This window comes from Sphingomonas japonica, from assembly GCF_006346325.1.
GTDB lineage: Bacteria > Pseudomonadota > Alphaproteobacteria > Sphingomonadales > Sphingomonadaceae > Sphingomonas > Sphingomonas japonica.
Genome location: NZ_VDYR01000001.1, coordinates 977332 through 997615, shown reverse-complemented (window position 1 = coordinate 997615; position 20284 = coordinate 977332). Strand labels below are relative to the sequence as shown.

The window sequence follows — 20284 nt, the reverse complement described above, 5'->3', positions numbered from 1 at the left end:
CATCGGGAGAAGCGCGTGTTCGACCTCAGCGACTATGAAGCCGGCAAGAAGTTCGACGGCGACTATCCGGATGCGCTGAAGAAAGTGCAGGCGCGGCTCGACCGGATCCAGGTCGCGCACATCGTCCACAAAAAGCCGGCTATCATCGTATTCGAAGGATGGGATGCGGCGGGCAAGGGCGGGATCATCAAGCGGCTGACTGCCGAATGGGACCCGCGCTTTTTCGAGGTGCTGCCGATCGCCGCGCCCAGCGCCGAGGAGAAGGCGCGGCATTATCTGTGGCGCTTCTGGACGCGGCTGCCAGCCAATGGCACCATTCATGTCTTCGACCGTAGCTGGTACGGCCGGGTGCTGGTCGAGCGCGTGGAAGGCTTTGCGCCGGAGGCGGACTGGCGACGCGCCTATGGCGAGATAAACGATTTCGAAGCGCAGCAGGCCGATTGCGGAACGACGATCGTCAAACTGTTCGTCCACATCACCCAAGCGTTTCAGGACAAGCAGTTCCGTCAGCGTCTCGACGATCCTTGGAAGCGATGGAAGACCGGCGCAGAGGATTATCGCAACCGGGCGCAGCGCGCCGCCTATCTCGATGCGATACAGGAGATGCTGGCGCGTACCCACGCCCCGGACGCGCCGTGGAAGGTGATCGACGGCAATAATCGCAAGGCAGCGCGAATTGCCGCCCTGACGGCGATCGCCGACCGCCTGGAAGCGAACGTGTCGATGACGCCGCCCGAACTCGATCCTGATGTCGAGAAGATGGCGCGTGCTGCCCTGAAAGGAGGATCTGACGATGATGCTTGAGGCTCCCCGGATATTTCCGACGATGCGCTGTCGCGATGCGGACACGATGATCGCCTGGCTGGTTGGCACCGTCGGGTTCGTCGAACATGCAGTCTATCGCCACGACGGCGTCGTGATGCATGCCCAGCTCGCCTACGGATCGTCGATGATCATGCTCGGTCAGCATCGGGATGACGAATATGGCGCGATGGTCGGCGATCTCGATGGTCGCCGGACCGACGCGATCTATGTCGCGGTCGACGATCCTGACGCGCTGCACACTCGGCTGGCGGCGGCGGGTACGACGATCGCCACGCCGCCCGCCGACACCGATTATGGCAGCCGCGATTTCTCGGCGCGTGATCCGGAAGGCAACCTGTGGAATTTCGGTAGCTATTGGCCCAAGGCGTCGGACGCGCCGGATTAGGCGATCGTCCGATCGTCGAACAGCCCGAATGCCAGTGTCGAGGCGTACATCGCGATGGCGCGGTCGCGCGGCATGGTGCTGGCCCATTTGCGCATGTCGAAGGCGGCGTTCTGCAGCGCCATCAGCGCCTGACTGGCCACCAGCGGATCGACCGCGCGGATCGATCCCTCGGCGATCCCGTCGCTCATCGTGCCCGCGAAGCGCCGCGCGATGCGGTTGGACCGGTCGATCATCGTCTGGCGCACACGCGGCGGCAGTCCCGACAGCGCCGTCGTGCGCAGCAGCGGCGCGCGTTCGGCGAACTGGACGTCGAGCAGCGCCGCCATCGTGCTGACCAGTCGCTGCCAATGGCTGCCGCCAGCATGGTCGGCGGCGCGCTGGGCGTCGGTAATGGTATCGAAGCTGCGACGATAGCATTCGGTGACTAGGTCGTCCTTGGCATCGAGATGGTGGTAGAAGCTGCCCTTGGTCACGTTGAGTTCGGAAGCGATGCGCTGGACAGAGGCTCCGCGATAGCCAAGCTGATTGATCAGCCGCGTCGCCGCCAGCAGGAAATTCTCCCGCGCCGGATCGGGGGTTTCGTGGCTGAGGTCGAGCGGCTGCGGTGCCCAGTCGTCGTCGGGCATCGCTAGGCCGTGGCGGAACACGTCCATCAGCCGCGCCTCGACCCGATCATACTGGTCGAGTTCGTAGCGATCGAGCCAGGCGGTCAACCAGAAGCTGTTCTCGAGCAGCACATGCGCGCGCGCTCCGGCCAGATCAGTATGCGCGCGGGTGGGGCAGGGCGCCCACAGTCTGCGCGTCTTGCGGAACACGTCGCGCCAGCCTGTCAACAGGCGACCCTTGATCGGTTCCTCCATCGCGCGCAGGTCGGACAGGATGGCGATCGCGTGCTGCTCGCCGCGGCGGACCCGCGCCAAGCGGGCGAAGTTGAGCCTAAGGAAGCAATCGACGCGCGCAGGCGGGTCGGGCTCGGCGAGCGCTTCGTCGAGCATGGCGTGCAGCGTCGCCAGCGTCGCTTCGAATGCCGCAGCGGCAAGGTCTTCCTTGCGCTTGAAATAATAGGTGACGCTGGTGGTATTGAGCCCGACACGCTGCGCGACGTCGGCAAAGGTCATCCCCTTTGCGCTCGCCTCGTTGATGGCGTCCGCCGCCGCCGCGAGGATCGCGTCCCGTTTGGCCTGAAACCGTTTGGTGCTGCGGTCCGCTCCAGTCGCCCCCGCGTCGTCGACAAGCTGCATAGGCCGAGCTTAACCGATTCTTTTCGAAGAAACAGTGTTATTGTAATCTCACGTTACACGCCCTTCGCCCGTGCATTTTATGCGGACCATCGCTTTACCGAAGATCGGGTATGTTCTAGTCGATAGCCGACCACGATCGGGAGAGTGCGACGATGGATTTCACGCTAAGCGCCCGCGAAACGCATTTCCGCGACCGCGTTCGCGGCTTCATCGACCAGCACATCCGACCGCGCACGCACGAATATCATGCGCAGATCGCCTCCGGAGACCGCTGGCAGCCAGTCGCGGTGATCGAGGAGGCCAAGGCAGAGGCGAAGCGGCAGGGGCTGTGGAATTTCTTCATGCCGCCGCATTCCGGGCAGACCCATGTCGACGACAGCTTCGTGTTCGAGGGAGAGCAGCTCACCAATCTCGAATATGCCTTGTGCGCCGAAGAGATGGGCCGCGTCCATTGGGCGTCGGAATGCTTCAACTGCTCCGCGCCCGATACCGGCAATATGGAAGTGTTTCATCGCTACGGTACGCTCGAGCAGAAGGAGCGCTGGTTGCGTCCGCTGATGCAGGGCGAGATCCGGTCGGCGTTCCTGATGACCGAGCCGGCAGTGGCATCGTCGGATGCGACCAACATCCAGACGTCGATGGTTCGCGACGGCGACGATTATGTCATCAACGGCCGTAAATGGTGGTCGTCGGGCACCGGCGATCCGCGCTGCAAGATCGCGATCGTCATGGGAAAGACCAGCCCGGATGCGTCGCGACATGCGCAGCAGAGCATGATCCTCGTTCCGCTCGATGCGCCCGGGGTCAAGATCGAGCGCATGCTGTCAGTCTACGGGTACGACCACGCTCCCCACGGACATGGCGAGGTGTCGCTCACCAATGTGCGCGTCCCCGCGGAGAACCTGCTGCTGGGCGAAGGCCGTGGGTTCGAGATCGCGCAGGGGCGGCTCGGGCCGGGGCGCATCCATCATTGCATGCGCACGATCGGCGTCGCCGAGGAAGCGATCGCGGCAATGGCGCGGCGGCTTCAGTCGCGCGTAGCGTTCGGCAAACGCATCGCCGACTTTTCGGTCTGGGAAGAGCGGGTCGCGCGGGCGCGGATCGATATCGAGATGACGCGGCTGTTGTGCCTGAAGGCCGCCGACATGATGGACCGTGCGGGCAACAAGTCGGCGCATCTCGAGATCAGCATGATCAAGGTGCAGGCGCCGACCATGGCACTCAAGATCCTCGACGACGCGATCCAGGCGCATGGCGGCGGCGGCGTGTCCGACGATTTCGAACTGGCGAGCGCGTGGGCAGGAATGCGCACGCTGCGCTTCGCCGACGGCCCGGACGAGGTCCACAACCGCACGATCGCGCGCGCGGAGTTCGGGAAGCACGCATGAAGGCTGCAATATTACGTGAGGCGGGTTCGCCGCTGTCGATCGAGGACGTTCGCATCGACGCGCCGGGTCCGCGCGAGGTGCTGATCCGTACTGCCGCCGTCGGGGTGTGTCGCTCGGACCTGCATTTCGTCGATGGCAGTTTTCCGCACCCGGTGCCGACCGTGCCGGGGCATGAGGCGGCAGGCGTGGTCGAAGTGGTCGGCGATGGCGTGTCGAGCGTTCGGCCCGGTGATCCCGTCATCACCTTCTTCACGGTGTTCTGCGGATCCTGCGAGTTCTGCACCAGCGGGCGGCCGTCATTGTGCATCGACCCATCCACCCGCCGTCCCGCCGACGCTCCGCCGCGTTTGAGCCTGGCGGACGGCACGCCGCTGGCACCGTTCCTCAACCTGTCGGCCTTCGCCGAACGGATGCTGGTGCACGAGAACGCCTGTGTCGCCATCGACAAGGCTATGCCGCTCGACCGGGCAGCGCTGCTGGGCTGCGCGGTGATTACCGGGGCGGGTGCGGTCTTCAACGACAGCAAGGTCAAGCCCGGCGAAAGCGTCGCGGTGATCGGCGCCGGAGGCATCGGGCTGGCGGCGATCAACGCGGCGAAAATCGCCGGCGCGGGGATGATCGTCGCGATCGATCCGGTCGCCGAAAAGCGCGAGCTGGCGAAGCGCATGGGGGCCACCCACGCGTTCGACGCCGGCGCCGAGGGCCTTGCCAAGGCGGTGCTCACGCTCACCGGTGGCGGTGTGCACTATGCGATAGAAGCGGTCGGGCGGCCGAATACCGCAGAACTCGCCTGGACGATCCTGCGCCGCGGCGGAACCGCGACGATCCTGGGCATGATCGCCCCCGGCCAGTCGGTCAGCATCGCTGGCCCGACCTTTCTGACCGGCAAGAAACTGCAAGGATCGCTTTTGGGATCGACGCAGTTCCCGCTCGACATGCCTCGGCTCGTGCGGATGTATCTGGACGGCAAGCTCGATCTGGACACGATGGTAGCGGAGACGATCGCGCTAGATGACGTCAATACAGCGCTGGCGAAGCTGCGCAGCGGCGACAGCGTGCGATCGGTGATCGTGTTCCCATGACCGGTGATGCAGGCGATACGCCGATCGATACCGCCGCGCTCGAACGCTGGATGGCCGATCGCATGCCGGGGTTCGGCGGGCCGGTTTCGCTCGAAAAATTTCCCGGCGGCCAGTCCAACCCGACCTACCGGGTGGATACGCCGGGCAAAAGCTATGTCCTGCGCCGTCAGCCGTTCGGCAAGCTGCTGCCGTCGGCACATGCGGTCGATCGCGAATACCGTCTGATCGCGGCGCTGCACCCCACAGGCTTTCCGGTGGCCAAGCCCTATTTCGGACTGTGTACCGACGACACTGTGATCGGTTCGATGTTCTACGTCATGGAACTGGTCGAGGGCCGGACGCTGTGGGACGGCACCTTGCCCGGTCTCGCCCCGGCGGAACGCACGGCGCACTATCATGCGATGATCGACACGCTCGCGGCGCTGCACGCGATCGATCCCGAGGCGGTGGGCCTGGGCGATTATGGCAAGCCGGGCAATTATTTCGAGCGCCAGGTCGCGCGCTGGACGCGGCAGTATCGCGCCAGCCAGACCGATGATCTGCCGGCGATGGACAGGCTGATCGAGTGGCTGCCGCAGACTGTGCCGCCGCAGACGCGCACGGCGATCGTGCACGGCGACTTCCGCATCGACAACCTTATCTTCGCCCCCGACGTTCCGCGCGTGGCGGCGGTGCTCGACTGGGAATTGTCGACGCTCGGCGATCCGCTGGCGGATTTCAGCTATTTCCTGATGAGCTGGGTGACCGAGCCAGAAGGCCGCTCGGGCGTGATGGGCCGAACCGGGGAGGCGACCGGCATTCCGACGCTGGAACAGGTGGTCGAACGCTATTGCGCAGCGACTGGGCGCGACGGGGTGCCGGACCTCGACTGGTATTTCGCGTACAACTTGTTCCGGCTCGCGGGCATCGTCCAGGGCATCAAGCAGCGGCTGCGCGACGGCAACGCTTCCAGCGCGCAGGCCGCGCGAACCGTCAAACGGCTGCCGGCGCTGGTCGATGCAGCGTGGAGCTTTGCAGTGAAGGCGGGAGCGACGCAGTGAGGGCACGGTTCGCGGGCAAGTCGATCATCGTCACCGGTGCCGCGTCCGGCATCGGCCGTGCGACGGCAATGGCGTTTGCAGCCGAAGGCGGCGCGGTGGTCTGCGCCGACCTCGACGAAGCGGTGCATGCGACCGCGGCGGCGATCGTCGCTGACGGCGGCACGGCGCGCGCGATCACGCTGGATGCCGGTCGCGAGGCAGATGTCGTACACATGGTCGAACTTGCCGGCGCGGCACATGGCGGGATCGACGTGATGTACGCCAATGCCGGGATTTCCGGTGGGCTGACCGGCTTGCTCGAGGGCACGCCCGAACAATGGGCCGACATCCTGCGCGTCAACCTGATAGGCCCGTTCCTCGCGATCAAACATGCCGCGCCGCGCATCATCGAGCGCGGCGGCGGCGCGATCCTCTGCACGGCGAGTGTCGCGGGGTTGCGATCGGGCGCGGGGTGCCCGCCCTATTCGGCATCCAAGGCAGGCGTCATCAACCTTGTCCAGACCGCGGCGCAGCAGTTGGCCGGGAGCAACGTTCGCGTCAATGCGATCTGTCCCGGCCTGATCGAGACCGGCATGACCGCGCGTGCCTATGAACATGCCCGCGAGGTCGGCAAGGAAGACCGCATCGGTCGGCTAAATCCGCTGCGCCGCGGCGGTGAGCCCGAGGAGATCGCGCGGGTCGCGCTGTTCCTTGCGTCGGACGAAGCCAGCTATGTCAACGGTCAGGCGATCGTGGTCGATGGCGGATTGTCGTCGAGTCATCCCGTGACGCGGCAGGAGTTCGGCAAGACTGCGGCGTAAGTGGCTCGGTTGACTTGCTTCTGTCGCATACCGCCGACAGGATGCGGCCATGTCGATGCTGATGCTGATGGTGCAGGTCGGGGCGACACCCCCTCCGCCAGGCCCGCCGCCGCCGCCGGTGGTGGTCGAGCAGTTCGCCGCGGCGCGAGACCCGCAGCCGCTGATCGTGACCTATCGCGGTAGTCAGGCGCGTTGCGGCGGCACGCCGGTGTCGCCCGTTCATGTCGAGCCGCCCGTGCCCTTCGCGCATTTTGGCGGGCAAAGCGGCATCGCGCCGCTTGCGCTGCGCTTTCGCATCGACGCGCGTGGCCGCCCGGTCAGCATCGACGGCGTCGATGGCCGCAACTATCAGACTGCCGACGTCATCCCCAGCTTCGTCGCGTGGCGCTTCCAGCCGGACGAGCAGCGCAGCGAATGCGCGATCACGCTATATCCGGTCAGCCAGCCGATCGCGGACACCGACCAGGCAACACTGGTGCGGTACTTTGCGGCAGGTGGCGGCTATGGCAGTCCGATGACTGCGCAGTTGGTCCGCCGCATAGTACCCGCCGGATCGGACTGCATCCGGGGCTGGCCGCAATTGTTGACGCAGGTGACGCCGCGCTTCGCCGATCTGCCCGGCGACCCGGGCACCATCACTACCACCGCCGTCGCGTTCGACATCGATGCCGATGGCCGACCAACCGATGTTCGGACCTTCAGCGGGCGCGACAATGTTGCGCTCGACCGCGCCGCGGCCAAGGCAGTCGCGCAGTGGCGCTATGCCGACGGGCCGCGCCGCGGATGTGCCTATCCACTGTGGCGCTCGTCGAGCGATACGCTGGGCGCGCCCGATGCTCCGAGAGGGGGCGGCGCGGAGTGCGGGCTGCCCGACGAATGGGCCACCCCGCCGCGGCTCGAATTCCCGGCCGCTTATAAGCGCCGCAGGATCGAGGGATGGGCACTCATTGGATTCGATGTCGCACCGTGGGGAGCGCTGGGCAATTTGCGAGTGCTTCACGCCGAACCGACATTCGAGTTCGGCGAAGCGGCCCTGGGGGTGGCGCGCAGTGCGACGAAGCCAAAGTCCAACCAGGGGGCGAGCAACTGCTCAGTGATGGTGCAGTTCAAACTCGACCGCGGCTACTAGCGCTCCGTTATCTCGCGGCGGCGCATCGGCATCGCGTCGATCGTCGCAAACAGCGTCGCGGTGCTGACCGGTCGCGGCGAACGCAGTTTCGCCGCGCCGTCCTTGCCGATCAGGATTGCCGCGAAGTCCGCTCTGCCGACCCCGAACTGCGCGCGCAGCCGGGGAGCGTAGTCGCGAATGCCGGACACGCTGTCAGCGACAACTTCGACGACCGTCAGGTCGCGATCGCCGATTTCCGATCGCTCCGCCCGCAGCGCATCGCGCTGCTCCGACAATCTGCGGTCGCTGGCCGCGCCCGCAAACACGATCAGCACGCGCCGATCCCAGCGCAGCGCGTCGATCGATTGGCGCACCGGCGCGGGGGCGATGTGGGCGGGCGGGAGCGCATCGACGATCATATGCTGCAAACGTCCGGCGCAGCATTCGGCTCCGCGCTCAGTCCCGCATCCGGATTAATCCCTCTTGCGCACAGCTCGCCACCAGCCGTCCGTCGCGCGTGAAGATGCGACCGCGGTTGAACCCGCGGGCATGGCCACTCCATGGGCTGTCGGTGGTGTAGAGCAGCCATTCGTCGAACCGAAACGGCTCGTGCAGCCAGACTGCGTGATCGAGGCTGGCGGTCTGCACTTTGTGCGTCATCCAGTTGACGCCATGTGGCAACATGCACGTGCCGAGCAGTGCCATGTCGCTGGCATAGGCGAGCATTGCCCGGTGCAGCGCGGGATCGTCAGGCAGCGGAGCGCAGACCCGGAACCAGCTGTGCTGGACAGGCTCCGACGCCTTGGGCGCGAACCAGCGGGCGGGATTGGTCGGGCGAATCTCGATCGGGCGCGCGCGCAGGAAGAAACGCCGGAGCTTTTCGGGAACCTGTTCGCGAATTTCCTCTCGCAATTCGCTGTCGGGGCGCAGCGTGTCGGGATCGGGCACGTCGGGCATGCGGTCCTGATGGTGCAGGCCATCCTCGGGCACATGGAACGAGGCGATCATGTTGAGGATCGGCTGCCCGCGCTGCATCGCGATGATGCGGCGATTGGCGAAGCTGCGCCCTTCGAAGTCGCGCACAACGCGATAGACGATCGGATGGTCTTCGTTGCCCGGCCGCATGAAATAGGCGTGGAGCGAATGCGCGACCTTGGGCGCCTCGACCGATCGCTGTGCGGCCTGCAACGCCTGCCCGATCACCTGTCCGCCGAACACGCGCCCGACGCCGCCGGGCTGACGCGCGCCGCGATACAGGTCGGTGTCGATCTCCTCGACGTCGAGCAGGGCGGTGAGCTGGGCAACAAGGGCCTCCGGCGTGGTTGCGCGCTCGGTATCCTGGCTCATCAATACCCTGCCTTTCGCGCCAGTCGATCCGCGTGGAAATTGCTGTCGCCGAACATTTCGGCAAGCACGCGGGCGCGTTTCATGTAGAAGCCGATGTCATATTCGTCGGTCATGCCAATGCCGCCGTGCATCTGGATTCCCTCCTGCACCGCCAGCGTGGCGGCTAGCCCGGTCATCGCCTTTGCCACCGATACCGCTTCGTCGGCACGCGCGTCATCGGCGTCGAGCAATTGCTGTGCCTTGAGCACGGCGGCACGCGCAACCTCCATTTCGGAATAGAGATGCGCAGCACGGTGCTGGAGCGCCTGGAAACTGCCGATCGGCGCGCCGAACTGCTTGCGCTCTTTCATATAAGCGACGGTCATGTCCATCGCGCCGCCACCGACGCCGAGCATCTCGGCGGATGCGCCGGTGCGTCCGGCTGCGAGCAGGCGCTCGAGCACGACGCGGCCATTGTCGACCTCGCCGATCACCGCATCGGCATCGACCTCGACCCGATCGAATCTGCTGCGCGCGGCGAGGCTGGAGTCGGCCAGGCGCTCGGTTTCGTGAGAGAGGCCGTCGGCATCCTTCGGAACCGCGAACAACGTGACGCCAGCGTCATCGACGTCGGCGCCAGAAGTGCGCGCCGCGACGATCAGCAAGTCCGCCACATGGGCGTGCGTGACGAACCGCTTTTCACCCGACAGTTTGAACCCATTGCCCGACCGTTCGGCCGTCATCGCAATGGCATCGCCATGCTTGGCGCGCTCGTCGATCGCGAGCGCTGCGACGGTGTCGCCTGCGACGATGCCGGGAAACCAGCGCTCTGCATGGGCGGTGCCCTTCAGCGCCTCGACCGCGGCGACGGCGGTGGTCAGGAAGGGGGAGGGCGACAGGTTGCGCCCGATCTCCTCCAATACGACGCCCGCCTCGACATGGCCGAGACCAAGCCCGCCATGATCCTCCCCGATCAGAATGCTGGTGAATCCCATCTCGGCGAATTGCTTCCACAGGTCGCGTGAAAAGCCCGTCGAGTCGTTGGCGTCGCGCAGTGCGCGCAGGTGGCTGACCGGCGCGTGCTCGGCGACGAATTGCTTCGTCGTGTCGCGCAGCATGACTTGTTCGTCGTTGAGGTAGAGAGGCATTTCAAACGCTCCGTATTCCGGCGAAGGTCGGAATGCTGGGTTAGAGACAGGCAAGCCGGCCAGCGCTCCGGCCTGCGCCGGAGCACGGCATGGCTAGGCGCCGGGCAATTCCAGGATCCGCTTGGCGATGATGTTGAGCTGGACCTCGCTGGTCCCGCCCTCGATCGAGTTGGCCTTGGTCCTGAGCCACGCGCGCGCCTTCGCGCCGCCCGAAGACCCGCGGCTTTCCCATTCCAGCGCATCCGATCCACCCGCTGCCATGACGAGTTCGTGGCGCGCCTTGTTCAGCTCGGTGCCGTAATATTTCATCATGCTCGGTTGCGCCGGATGGGCCTGACCGGCCTTCAATTCGTCGATGAAGCGCTCGGACATGGCCGCAAATGCCTTGGACCGCACGTCGAACAGGGCGAGGTGCGCGCGTAGCAACGGGTCGGCCAGTTCGCCGCGGTCGTTCAGCCCGATCGTGGCGATGGCACCTTCGATCAGGGGATTTCCCCCGGTCGATCCCAGCCCCATCCCCGAGATCATCTCACGCTCATGGCCGAGCAGATATTTCGCGACGTCCCAGCCCTTGTTCTCCGCGTGTACGCGGTTCGCCTTGGGTACCTTCACATTGTCCATGAAGGTTTCGCAAAAGGGCGAATAGCCGGAGATCAGCAGGATCGGCTTCGTGGAGACGCCTTCGCTGGCCATATCGAACAGCACGAAGCTAATCCCGCCTTGCTTGGACTCCTTCGAGGTTCGGACCAGGCAGAAGATCCAGTCTGCCTTGTCGGCGTAGCTGGTCCAGACTTTCTGCCCGTTGACGATATAGTGGTCGCCCGCATCCTCGGCCGATGCCGCAAGGCTGGCGAGATCGGACCCGGCATTGGGCTCGGAATAGCCCTGGCACCAGCGGATTTCACCGCGTGCGATCTTTGGCAGATGTTCGAGCTTCTGCTCCTCGTTGCCATATTTCAGAAGCGCCGGGCCAAGCATCGAGATGCCGAAGCTGTTGAGCGGATTGCGCGCGTGGATCGCCGCCATCTCCTCGCGCAGGATCTTGGTCTGTGCCGCCGACAGGCCGCCGCCGCCATAGGCCGTCGGCCAGTCGGGCACGGTCCAGCCGCGCGATGCCATCGCGTCCATCCATTCCTTTTGCCCCGGTTGGAAGTCGGGATTTCGCCCGCCCCAGCAGGCATCCTTTTCGGAGCGCACGGGCTGCCGCATTTCGGGGGGGCAATTCGCTTCCAGCCACGCGCGCGTATCGCGGCGGAATTGGTCGAGATCGGTCATGATTGCGCTCCGTGAAGGGCGTTGTGGACGAGCGTGGCGATTGCGATCGACTGATGATCGCGGTTGGCGGCGCAGAGGATCTGGACGCCGGCAGGAAGTCCTTCGAGGACGCCGACCGGTACGCATGTCGACGGCAAGCCGGGGAACGTCGCGAGCCCTGCCCAGGCAAGATGCGAGTCATAGGGGCTATCCACGCCGTCGATCGACAGGCGGCGGTTCGCCTGTGGGCTGTGGTCGTGCGGGAAAGCCTGGGTCGCGGCCGGCGGGGCCAGCACGGCGTCGAATTCGGCGAACAATGCGGCCCAGGCCCGGGCGTTGCGCGCCTGTACGTCCTGCAGCGCGAACCAGTCGAGCAAGCTGGGCAGGGTGAAATGCAGGTCGGGCTCGAAGCGAGCGAAGCTCACCCCAAGCATCCTCCCATAATCCGAATGTTGCTGCGCTAGGTCGGGTAGGAGCGGCGTGGTCCGGACGATCTCGACACCGGTGCGTGCCAGCGCCTCGGCGGCGCGTTCGACCGCTTCGATGCACGCGGACGCGGTGCGTGTTTCGGGATGTCCGGTTAGCATCAGCACGCGCTGGGGGGCGCAATTGCTGCGCGGCATCGGCAGCATGGCGAGCAGGTCGAGTACCAGCGCCAGGTCCTCGCCGCAGCGCGCCATTGGGCCGATGACGCCAAGAGGGTCTTCGGCACTGTCGCTGCCGGGATAGCGGTGGCCGTAGCTGGAAAGCGCCCCCCGACTCGGCTTCAATCCCCACACGCCGCAAAAATGCGCAGGGATACGGATCGACCCGCCGATATCGCTGCCCAATTCCAGCGGGACCATGCCGGTCGCCAGCGCGGCCGCCGCGCCGCCCGAGCTTCCGCCACAGGTGCGGCTCGGATCGGAAGGGTGATTGGTCACGCCGTGGATGGAATTGACCGATTGCCAGTCGCCCAAGGCTTTGGGGACATTGGTCTTGCCAAGAATGATCGCGCCCGCTGCCTTCAGCTTGCTGACCGCATCCGCGTCGCTGGGCGCAATGGTGTTAGAATGCTCGCGCAAGCCCCAATGCGTCGGAAGACCCGCGACGTCGAAGGCTTCCTTCACCGTCATCGGTACGCCGAGAAGGGGCGAGGCGTCACCATCGGCAAGGCGGCTGTCGGCATCGTCGGCGGCGGAGCGCGCGCGATCGAAGTCGCGGACGACGACTGCGTTGATCGCCGCATCGCGCGTTTCGATGCGCGAGATTGCGGCGTCGGTTTCCGCGCGCGCGGTGGTATTGCCCGCGCGGATCGCGGCGGCGATCTCGAAGGCGGTCGAGGGCTCCACTAGCTCACCCGCTCCGTTCGTCCCGAGCGAAGTCGAGGCGCATGTTCGAGCGTAGCGAGATCGCAACCCGCGCCTCGGCTTCGCTAGACAGCGGTTCTCGATTACGCTCGGACCGATCGGAATATGGGACCGCCAGCGGCCTCAATTGAACCGCTCGCCCTTCTCGGCCTTGTCCTTTAGAAGCGTGGAAACCTCGAACCCATGCTTTTCCAATCCGGCGACGATCTTCTTCAGCCCTTCGGTATCGGCCCAGAACATCGGCCCGCCGCGATAGACGGGCCAGCCATAGCCGTAGATCCAGACGACATCGATGTCCGATGCGCGCTGCGCCATGCCTTCCTCCAGGATCAACGCGCCTTCGTTGACCATCGGGTATAATGTCCGCTCGACGATCTCCTCGTCCGTGATTTCGTGCTGCGGCGTGCCCGTCTGCTTGCGGAAGTCCTCGATGATCTCGGCCACGCGCGGAGAAGGCGAGGGGGTACGCTTCTCGTCATAATCGTAGAAGCCCGCTTGCGTCTTCTGGCCCCAGCGCTTCTCCGCAGCCAGCGCATCGCGGATGCTTTCGATGCGGGTCGGGTCGCGGTGCCAGCCGATATCGACGCCGGCCAGATCGCTCATTTGGAACGGTCCCATCGGCATGCCGAATTCGACATGGACGCGGTCGATCTGCTCGGGCGTCGCGCCTTCCATCAACAGCTTCATCGCCTCGACCTGGCGCGGCATCAGCATGCGGTTGCCGATAAAGCCGTGGCAAACACCTGCGACGACCGCGACCTTCTTGATCGTCTTGCCCAGTTTCATGACGGTCGCGAGCACGTCAGGCGCAGTCTTGGCGCCGCGCACGACTTCGAGCAGCTTCATGACGTTGGCGGGCGAGAAGAAGTGCATCCCCACGACATCCTGCGGGCGCGAGGTGCTGGCGGCGATCTCGTCGACATTCAGATAGCTGGTGTTCGACGCCAGGATCGCGCCGGGCTTGGCGATCGCGTCGAGCTTGCCGAACAGCTCCTTCTTGACGTCCATATTCTCATAGACCGCTTCGATGATGAGGTCGCAATCGGCGAGGTCTGCGAGGGCGAGCGTCGGTTTCAGCGCGCCCATCGCCGCTTCCACCTGTTCAGGCTTCATCCGGCCCTTGGCGGCCGACGCCTCGTAATTCCGGCGCATGACGCCGGTGCCGCGGTCGAGCGCTTCCTGCTGCATCTCGACAATCGTGACGGGGATGCCCGCCGACAGGAAGTTCATCGAGATGCCGCCGCCCATCGTGCCCGCACCGATCACGCCGACGCGTTTGATGTCGCGCAGCTGGATGTCGGCGGGGATGTCGTCGATCTTCGACGCCTTGCGCTCGGCAAAGAAGATGTGGCGCTGCGCGGCCGACTGGACCCCGAACATCAACTTCATGAAGCTTTCACGCTCGAACTGGACGCCTTCGGCATAGGGTGACTGCGTCGCTTTCTCGACGCAGGCGATGTTCGCCTCGGGCGCGTCGAAACCGCGGAAGCGGCGCGCGTTGGTCTTGCGGAACGCGTCGAACACGCCGGGTTCGGCTTTGGCCTGTTTCTCGCTGGCGCGCGGGAGGGGACGTACACTGGCGACTTCGCGGGCAAAGGCGACCGCCTCGGCGCGCAACGCACCTTCGTCGGCGAGGCGATCGACCAATCCGGCCTCATGTGCCTTCCTCGCCGGGATGGGATCGCCCTTTGCGACCATCTCCAGCGCGAGTTCGACACCGGCAAGACGCGGCAGGCGCTGTGTACCCCCAGCACCGGGGAGCAGGCCGAGCTTCACCTCCGGGGTGCCGAGCTTCGCGCTGGGCACGGCGATGCGGTAATGGCAGGCGATCGCGACCTCGCATCCGCCACCCAAGGCGGTGCCGTGGATCGCGGCAACGACCGGCTTTTCCGAAGCCTCGATCTTGTCGACCAGCGTGGGGAGCAGCGGCTCGACCGGCGGCTTGCCGAATTCGGTGATGTCGGCACCCGCAAAGAAGGTCTGGCCGTCGCAGGCGATCACCACCGCCTTGATGCCGTCATCGCCCGCCGCTTCATCGATCGCGGCGTCGATCCCAATGCGGACGGCGGCACTCAGCGCATTGACCGGTGGGTTGTTCGATACGACGATCAGCACGTCGCCGTCGCGGGTAGTGGTGATGGGCGAGGTCATGGGTCGGGTCTCTCCTGTTGCTTGTACTCTCGCGAAGGCGGGAGCCGAGGGCTGCACGCGCAGCACGGAAAATCTCCTGGCTCCCGCCTTTGCGGGAGCAGGGTGGCTTATGTCAGCGCCGCATAGATCATCGTCTTCAACTCGCGGCGGATCGGATAGGTGCTCGACGGGCTCAACTGCGTCATGAAGATCATGTGCAACCGCTCGACCGGGTCGATGAAGAAGGCGGTCGAGAACATTCCGCCCCAATAATATTCGCCGACGCTGCCCGGGACCATCGTTCTTGCCACGTCGTGGGTGACGGCAAAGCCAAGCCCAAAGCCGACACCGGCATTGGTCGCCTCGCTGAACAGCGATCGCGACATGCTCGCAAGGTCGCCGCCGCCGGGCAAGTGGTTCTGCGTCATCAAATCGAGCGTCTTGCGCCCGACGATCCGCACTCCGTCCAGCTCGCCACCGTTCAAGCACAGCGTGCAGAACCGGTGATAATCCAACGCGCTCGATACCAGCCCACCGCCGCCCGACAGCAATTTCGGCCGATGCGCCCAGGCGCTGTCGGCCCCGCGATCGTACAGCATCCGGCCTTGACCAGGCTTGAGCGTCCAGCAATCGGTCAGCCGGTCAAGCTTGTCCGTCGGCACCTGAAAGAAGGTATCGTCCATTCCGAGCGGGCCGAAGAGATGCGTGTCGAGGAAGCGATCGAGCGGCATGCCCGAGACGCGCTCGATGACGGCGCCGAGCACATCGGTCGATACCGAATAGTTCCACGCCTCGCCCGGCGAGAATTCGAGCGGGAGTTCGCCGAGCGCCGCGACGAACCCGTCGAGATTCAGATTGCCGTGCCAATTCTCGATCCGGTGCTCGCGATAGGCGGCATCGATGTTACTGCGGTTCTGGAAGCTGTAGGTCAGCCCCGAGGTATGCCGCAGCAGGTCTATCATCCGCATCGGCTGCGCGGTTGCGGTCGTTGCGAACGGGACCCCTCCACCGCCGCCGGCATAGACGCCGCCCCCCTTGAATTCGGGAAGAACGTGGTGGACCGGCGTGTCGATCGCGACCAGCCCGCGCTCCACGAGCATCATGAACGCCAGCGACGTGATCGGCTTGGTCATCGACGCGATGCGGAACAACGAGCCTTCGCCGATCGCCGCACCGCCTTCGCGCGCGGCGCCCTGATGCGAGAAATGCGCGATCTCCCCATCGCGCGCGATCAGCAGCTGGGCGTGCGGCAACCGACCGCTGTCGAGATAGCGGTCGGCCAGGAATGCGTCGATCCGTGCAAGCCGGTCGGCGTCGAAACCCTGCCGCGCCGGGCGGGCGATGCTGCTGGCCTGCAAAGCGTACCTCTCGTTCGAAACCGTCCATCATGCGCACTGTGCGCCATGGCAATCTCCTATTGCCTTGAGCGCCGATCGAATCAACACTAACCTTGCCGAAACCGGGTGACGACACAAACCCGATATTCAACTTATGGAGAATTCCGCCTTGGCCACCGATCCGCTCGTCGTGCTGGACCCAGCCTGGCCGAAAATGTCGCTTGCCCAGATCGAAGGGCTGCTGACCGCACCGGGCCAGAAGTTCGAGATCGAGACGGTCGAGATTCGCGGCGTGCCGACCAAGGCCTGGAAGCACGCCCCGGCGAGCCTGGCGATGCTGATGCTGTTTTCCCGAACGCATGGCGATCGCGAGTTCCTGATCCACGAAGACGAGCGCGTCACCTATGACGCGCATTTTCGGGCCGTGGCGACGCTGGCGCACAAGCTGATCGCGATGGGCATCGGACGCGGCGACCGGGTGGCGTTCGCCATGCGCAATCTGCCCGAATGGACCCAGATCTTCTTCGCGGTCACCAGCATCGGCGCGATCGCGGTGCCACTCAACGCATGGTGGAGCGGCGACGAGCTCGAATATGGCATCGTCGATTCGGGCGCGAAGCTCGTCATCCTCGACGGCGAGCGCCATGTCCGGCTCAGGGATCATTACGCGGCGATGCCCGCGGTCGAGCAGGTGCTGGTGGCGCGGCCGACGGGCCCGCTTGAGGGCGGCGCCGCCGACTTCGCGTCGCTGGTCGGCCCGACCTCGGGCTGGGCGACCCTGACCGATGTCGGCCTGCCGGACATCGCGATGACGATCCAGCCCGACGATGAGGTCGCGATCTTCTACACCAGCGGAACCACCGGCCATCCCAAGGGCGCGATCGGCACTCACCGCAACATGCTGTCGAACATCTTTTCGACCGGGTACGGCGCGGCGCGGATGCTGCTGCGCCGCGGCGAGGTGCCGCCCGCGACGCCCGAGCACAAGACGCATCTGATCGTGATTCCGTTCTTCCACGTAACCGCGTGCAGCGCGTTCCTGATGGGTAATATCGTCGCGGGCGGGACGATCGTGCTGATGCGCAAATGGGATACGGTCGAAGCGTTCAAGCTGATCGAGAAGGAGCGCATCAACGCCACCGGCGGCGTGCCGACGATCGCGTGGCAGCTGCTGGAGCATCCCGATCGCGGCAAGTACGATCTCTCGAGCCTGGAGAACATCTCCTATGGCGGCGCTCCGTCGGCGCCCGAACTGGTGCGGCGCATCTACCAGGAATTCGGGGCGCTGCCCGGCAATGGCTGGGGCATGACCGAGACGATGGCGACCGTGACCAGCCATCAGGGCGAGGATTATCTCAATCGTCCCGACAGCTGCGGCCCGCCGGTGCCGGTGGCCGAACTCAAGGTGATGTCTCCCGATGGCGCGCAGGCGATTCCGGTCGGCGAGGTGGGGGAACTATGGGCCAAGGGGCCGATGATCGTGAAGGGCTATTGGAACAAGCCCGAAGCGACCGCCGCCACCTTCATCGACGGTTGGGTCCGCACCGGCGACCTTGCGCGGCTCGACGAGGAAGGGTTCTGCTATATCGTCGATCGCGCCAAGGACATCATCATCCGCGGCGGCGAGAACATCTATTCGATCGAGGTCGAGAATGTCCTCTATGCCCACTCCGCGGTCACTGATGCGGCGCTGGTCGGGATACCGCACCGGATATTAGGCGAGGAGCCGGCGGCGGTGGTGCATCTGTGCTCCGGCTGTTCGGCCACCGAAGCGGAACTGCAGGCCTGGGTCGGAAAGCACCTTGCCGGGTTCAAGGTGCCGGTGGCGATCCGCTTCGTCGGCGACGTGCTGCCGCGCAACGCCAATGGCAAGATTCTCAAACAGGAACTCCGCGCGCTCTTCGCGGAGCCTGCGCCCGCCTGATTTGAGCTAGCGGGTGCGGGCGCGATGCGCGGCGGCGATATGCTCGACGACCGCCGGATAGAGATCGCGATCGAAGGCGACGCCGATCTCGCCATGCTTGACCCAGCGCACGACGCATTTGAGCGACTGCAGCTTGTCGATGGTGAGATACAGCGTCTGGTCCACGCTGAAATTGCGAAAGGTCGCGATCCGGGCGCCGCTGGCAGAAATGTCGAGCAATTCTACGCCATGATTGCCGGCGAACGGTTCCGACAGTTTTCCGGGCGCGGAAAGCTCCACGCGGGACTTGATACGCTTGTTGAACACTTCACTCTCTGGTTGGGCATCCGGCATGACTGCACTCCGCACCGCACGACGAGATGCTAGCGAAGAGCCGTAAGCAAAGCCTTACTGCCCAAGATCAGCGTTTGACAACAACCGCTTGCACAGCCGCCGACCATCCCTCCACCCGGCGCGTCCGCTCGGAATCGGCGATCGTCGGGAGAAAGTGCTCGATCGGTCCGCGCATTGCAGCGGCATCCTCGAGCGTTGCGAAAATGCCCGCGCCGACCCCCGCCAGCATCGCCGCCCCGAGCGCGGTGGTTTCCGCGAAGCCGGGGCGCTCGACTGGAATGTCGAGCATGTCGGCCAGATCCTGCGCCATCCAGTCGTTGGCAACCATCCCGCCATCGATGCGCAGCGTCTTCCAGTCCGCCCCATCCGCTGCGAAAGCGGTTTTGAGGTCGCGGGTCTGGTGCGCCATCGCTTCCAGCGCGGCGCGGGCGACATGCGCGCGCGTGGTGGCGAAGCTCATGCCCGTGATCGCGGCGCGCGCTTCCGGGCGCCACCACGGCGCGCCGATCCCTGCCAGCGCGGGGACGCAATATACTCCGCCATTGTCGGCCACCGAACGCGCCAGCGCTTCGCTCTCGTCGGCGCTCGCCAGCAGCCCGAGCGAATCGCGCAGCCACTGGATCAGGCTGCCTGCGACGAACACCGACCCTTCGAGCGCATAGGTGCGCCGCCCGCCAATCTGCCACGCAACCGTCGCCAGCAGGCGGTTTCGTGACACCGGCGGGGTGGTGCCGCAATTGGCGAGCACGAATGCGCCGGTGCCATAGGTCGCCTTGGTCTCGCCGCGCGCGAGGCAGGACTGGCCGATCGTTGCCGCTTGCTGGTCGCCCGCCATCCCGGTGATCGCGATGCTGCCGCCGAACCGCGACGTCGTTCCGAACTGCCCGGCGCAATCGACGATCTCGGGCAGTGCGGCGCGCGGGACGCCGAACAGGTCGATCAGACCGTCGTCCCAGCTACCGCTACCCAGCGCCATCAGCAGCGTGCGCGACGCATTGGTGGCGTCGCTGACGTGCGCACCGCCGGTCAGATGCCACATCAGCCAGCTTTCGACGGTACCGATCGCCAAGCGATCCCCCGCCTCGCGCAAGTGCGTCCAGTGCTCGAGCGCCCAGGCGATCTTGGTTCCCGAGAAATAGGGATCGAGCAACAACCCGCTGCGCGCCTGCACCCCCGCTTCCTCGCCGCGATCGATCAGCGCGGCGCACAGATCGGCGCTACGGCGATCCTGCCAGACGATCGCAGGGGCGAGGGCTTCGCCCGTGCTGCGATCCCAGAACACGACGGTCTCGCGCTGATTGGCGATCCCGATCGCCGCGATGCGGTCGGAGCCGCCCGCGGCGTCGATCATCTGTCGGGCGCAGGCGAACGATGCGTCGCGGATTTCGTTCGCATCATGCTCGACCCAGCCGGGACAGGGATAGTGCTGGGCGATAGGCGCGCTGTGCTGACCGAGGCAGGCTCCGTCCGGCGCGAAGCGGATCGCGCGGGTCGAGGTCGTCCCCGCGTCGATCACCAGTATCTCTCTTTCCATGACGCGATGCTAGCCGGGATACCATTGCCGGGGAAAGGCGATTAGGATTGGACAGGGATCGAGGAGGTTCGACGCGTGGA

At 65.4% G+C, this 20284-nt stretch carries 18 protein-coding genes; 8 read left to right on the top strand and 10 right to left on the bottom strand.

From position 1 onward, the window contains the following. The first annotated feature begins 15 nt into the window (after positions 1-15). Both FHY50_RS05040 and FHY50_RS05035 read left to right on the top strand, forming a co-directional pair. The gene (locus FHY50_RS05040) at positions 16-804 is read left to right on the top strand and encodes a polyphosphate kinase 2 family protein (protein ID WP_140047433.1); all 789 of its coding nucleotides are present in this window, start codon (positions 16-18) and stop codon (positions 802-804) included. Beyond that, positions 794-1210 (top strand): VOC family protein, encoded by a 417-nt coding sequence (locus FHY50_RS05035; protein ID WP_140047432.1) that lies wholly within the window; start codon positions 794-796, stop codon positions 1208-1210. The genes FHY50_RS05040 and FHY50_RS05035 overlap by 11 nt, the downstream gene beginning before the upstream one ends. On the opposite strand, the gene FHY50_RS05030 is transcribed toward FHY50_RS05035, so the two are convergent. Further along, on the bottom strand, positions 1207-2451 hold the full coding sequence (locus FHY50_RS05030; RefSeq protein WP_140047431.1) for a TetR/AcrR family transcriptional regulator: 1245 nt from the start codon (positions 2449-2451) through the stop codon (positions 1207-1209). The two genes, FHY50_RS05035 and FHY50_RS05030, sit on opposite strands and share 4 nt — an antisense overlap. Before the next feature lie 152 nt (positions 2452-2603). On the opposite strand from FHY50_RS05030, the gene FHY50_RS05025 reads away from it, so the two are divergent. From FHY50_RS05025 to FHY50_RS05005, 5 genes are read left to right on the top strand one after another with little or no spacing between them, the layout of a single operon-like run. Further along, positions 2604-3839, top strand: coding sequence for an acyl-CoA dehydrogenase family protein (locus tag FHY50_RS05025; protein ID WP_140047430.1), 1236 nt, complete (start codon positions 2604-2606; stop codon positions 3837-3839). After that, positions 3836-4921, top strand: coding sequence for a Zn-dependent alcohol dehydrogenase (locus FHY50_RS05020; protein WP_140047429.1), 1086 nt, complete (start codon positions 3836-3838; stop codon positions 4919-4921). The genes FHY50_RS05025 and FHY50_RS05020 overlap by 4 nt, the downstream gene beginning before the upstream one ends. After that, positions 4918-5961, top strand: coding sequence for a phosphotransferase family protein (locus tag FHY50_RS05015; RefSeq protein WP_140047428.1), 1044 nt, complete (start codon positions 4918-4920; stop codon positions 5959-5961). Before FHY50_RS05020 ends, FHY50_RS05015 begins: the two co-directional genes overlap by 4 nt. After that, entirely contained in the window at positions 5958-6761 is an 804-nt protein-coding gene (locus FHY50_RS05010) for an SDR family NAD(P)-dependent oxidoreductase (protein ID WP_140047427.1), read from the top strand. The genes FHY50_RS05015 and FHY50_RS05010 overlap by 4 nt, the downstream gene beginning before the upstream one ends. Positions 6762-6810: 49 nt before the next feature. After that, entirely contained in the window at positions 6811-7890 is a 1080-nt protein-coding gene (locus FHY50_RS05005) for a TonB family protein (RefSeq protein ID WP_140047426.1), read from the top strand. Here the strand turns inward: FHY50_RS05005 and FHY50_RS05000 are convergent. The 7 genes from FHY50_RS05000 to FHY50_RS04970 all read right to left on the bottom strand — a co-directional run bounded on the left by FHY50_RS05000 (position 7887) and on the right by FHY50_RS04970 (position 16434). Next, positions 7887-8288, bottom strand: coding sequence for a DUF4174 domain-containing protein (locus tag FHY50_RS05000; protein ID WP_140047425.1), 402 nt, complete (start codon positions 8286-8288; stop codon positions 7887-7889). The two genes, FHY50_RS05005 and FHY50_RS05000, sit on opposite strands and share 4 nt — an antisense overlap. 37 nt (positions 8289-8325) lie before the next feature. Then, complete coding sequence (locus FHY50_RS04995; RefSeq protein ID WP_140047424.1) at positions 8326-9216, bottom strand: acyl-CoA thioesterase; 891 nt, start codon at positions 9214-9216, stop codon at positions 8326-8328. After that, entirely contained in the window at positions 9216-10343 is a 1128-nt protein-coding gene (locus tag FHY50_RS04990; RefSeq protein WP_140047423.1) for an acyl-CoA dehydrogenase family protein, read from the bottom strand. Before FHY50_RS04990 ends, FHY50_RS04995 begins: the two co-directional genes overlap by 1 nt. Before the next feature lie 93 nt (positions 10344-10436). Further along, positions 10437-11621, bottom strand: a complete 1185-nt coding sequence (locus FHY50_RS04985; RefSeq protein WP_140231044.1) for an acyl-CoA dehydrogenase family protein — start codon at positions 11619-11621, stop codon at positions 10437-10439. Beyond that, positions 11615-12928, bottom strand: coding sequence for an amidase family protein (locus FHY50_RS04980; RefSeq protein ID WP_140047422.1), 1314 nt, complete (start codon positions 12926-12928; stop codon positions 11615-11617). The genes FHY50_RS04985 and FHY50_RS04980 overlap by 7 nt, the downstream gene beginning before the upstream one ends. A gap of 141 nt (positions 12929-13069) precedes the next feature. Next, positions 13070-15097: a 3-hydroxyacyl-CoA dehydrogenase NAD-binding domain-containing protein gene (locus FHY50_RS04975; RefSeq protein ID WP_140047421.1), complete on the bottom strand. Its 2028-nt coding sequence runs from the start codon at positions 15095-15097 to the stop codon at positions 13070-13072. Between the two features lie 107 nt (positions 15098-15204). Continuing rightward, entirely contained in the window at positions 15205-16434 is a 1230-nt protein-coding gene (locus FHY50_RS04970; protein ID WP_140047420.1) for a serine hydrolase domain-containing protein, read from the bottom strand. A gap of 133 nt (positions 16435-16567) precedes the next feature. Here FHY50_RS04970 and FHY50_RS04965 point away from each other — a divergent pair, with 133 nt between their 5' ends. Further along, the gene (locus FHY50_RS04965; protein ID WP_140047419.1) at positions 16568-18337 is read left to right on the top strand and encodes a class I adenylate-forming enzyme family protein; all 1770 of its coding nucleotides are present in this window, start codon (positions 16568-16570) and stop codon (positions 18335-18337) included. A 6-nt stretch (positions 18338-18343) separates the two neighbouring features. Here FHY50_RS04965 and FHY50_RS04960 read toward each other — a convergent pair whose 3' ends face one another. Continuing rightward, a complete protein-coding gene (locus FHY50_RS04960) occupies positions 18344-18670 on the bottom strand; it encodes a PilZ domain-containing protein (protein WP_140047418.1) in 327 nt (108 codons plus the stop codon). 67 nt (positions 18671-18737) lie between these two features. After that, a complete protein-coding gene (locus FHY50_RS04955; RefSeq protein ID WP_140047417.1) occupies positions 18738-20204 on the bottom strand; it encodes an FGGY family carbohydrate kinase in 1467 nt (488 codons plus the stop codon). Between the last annotated feature and the right edge of the window lie 80 nt (positions 20205-20284).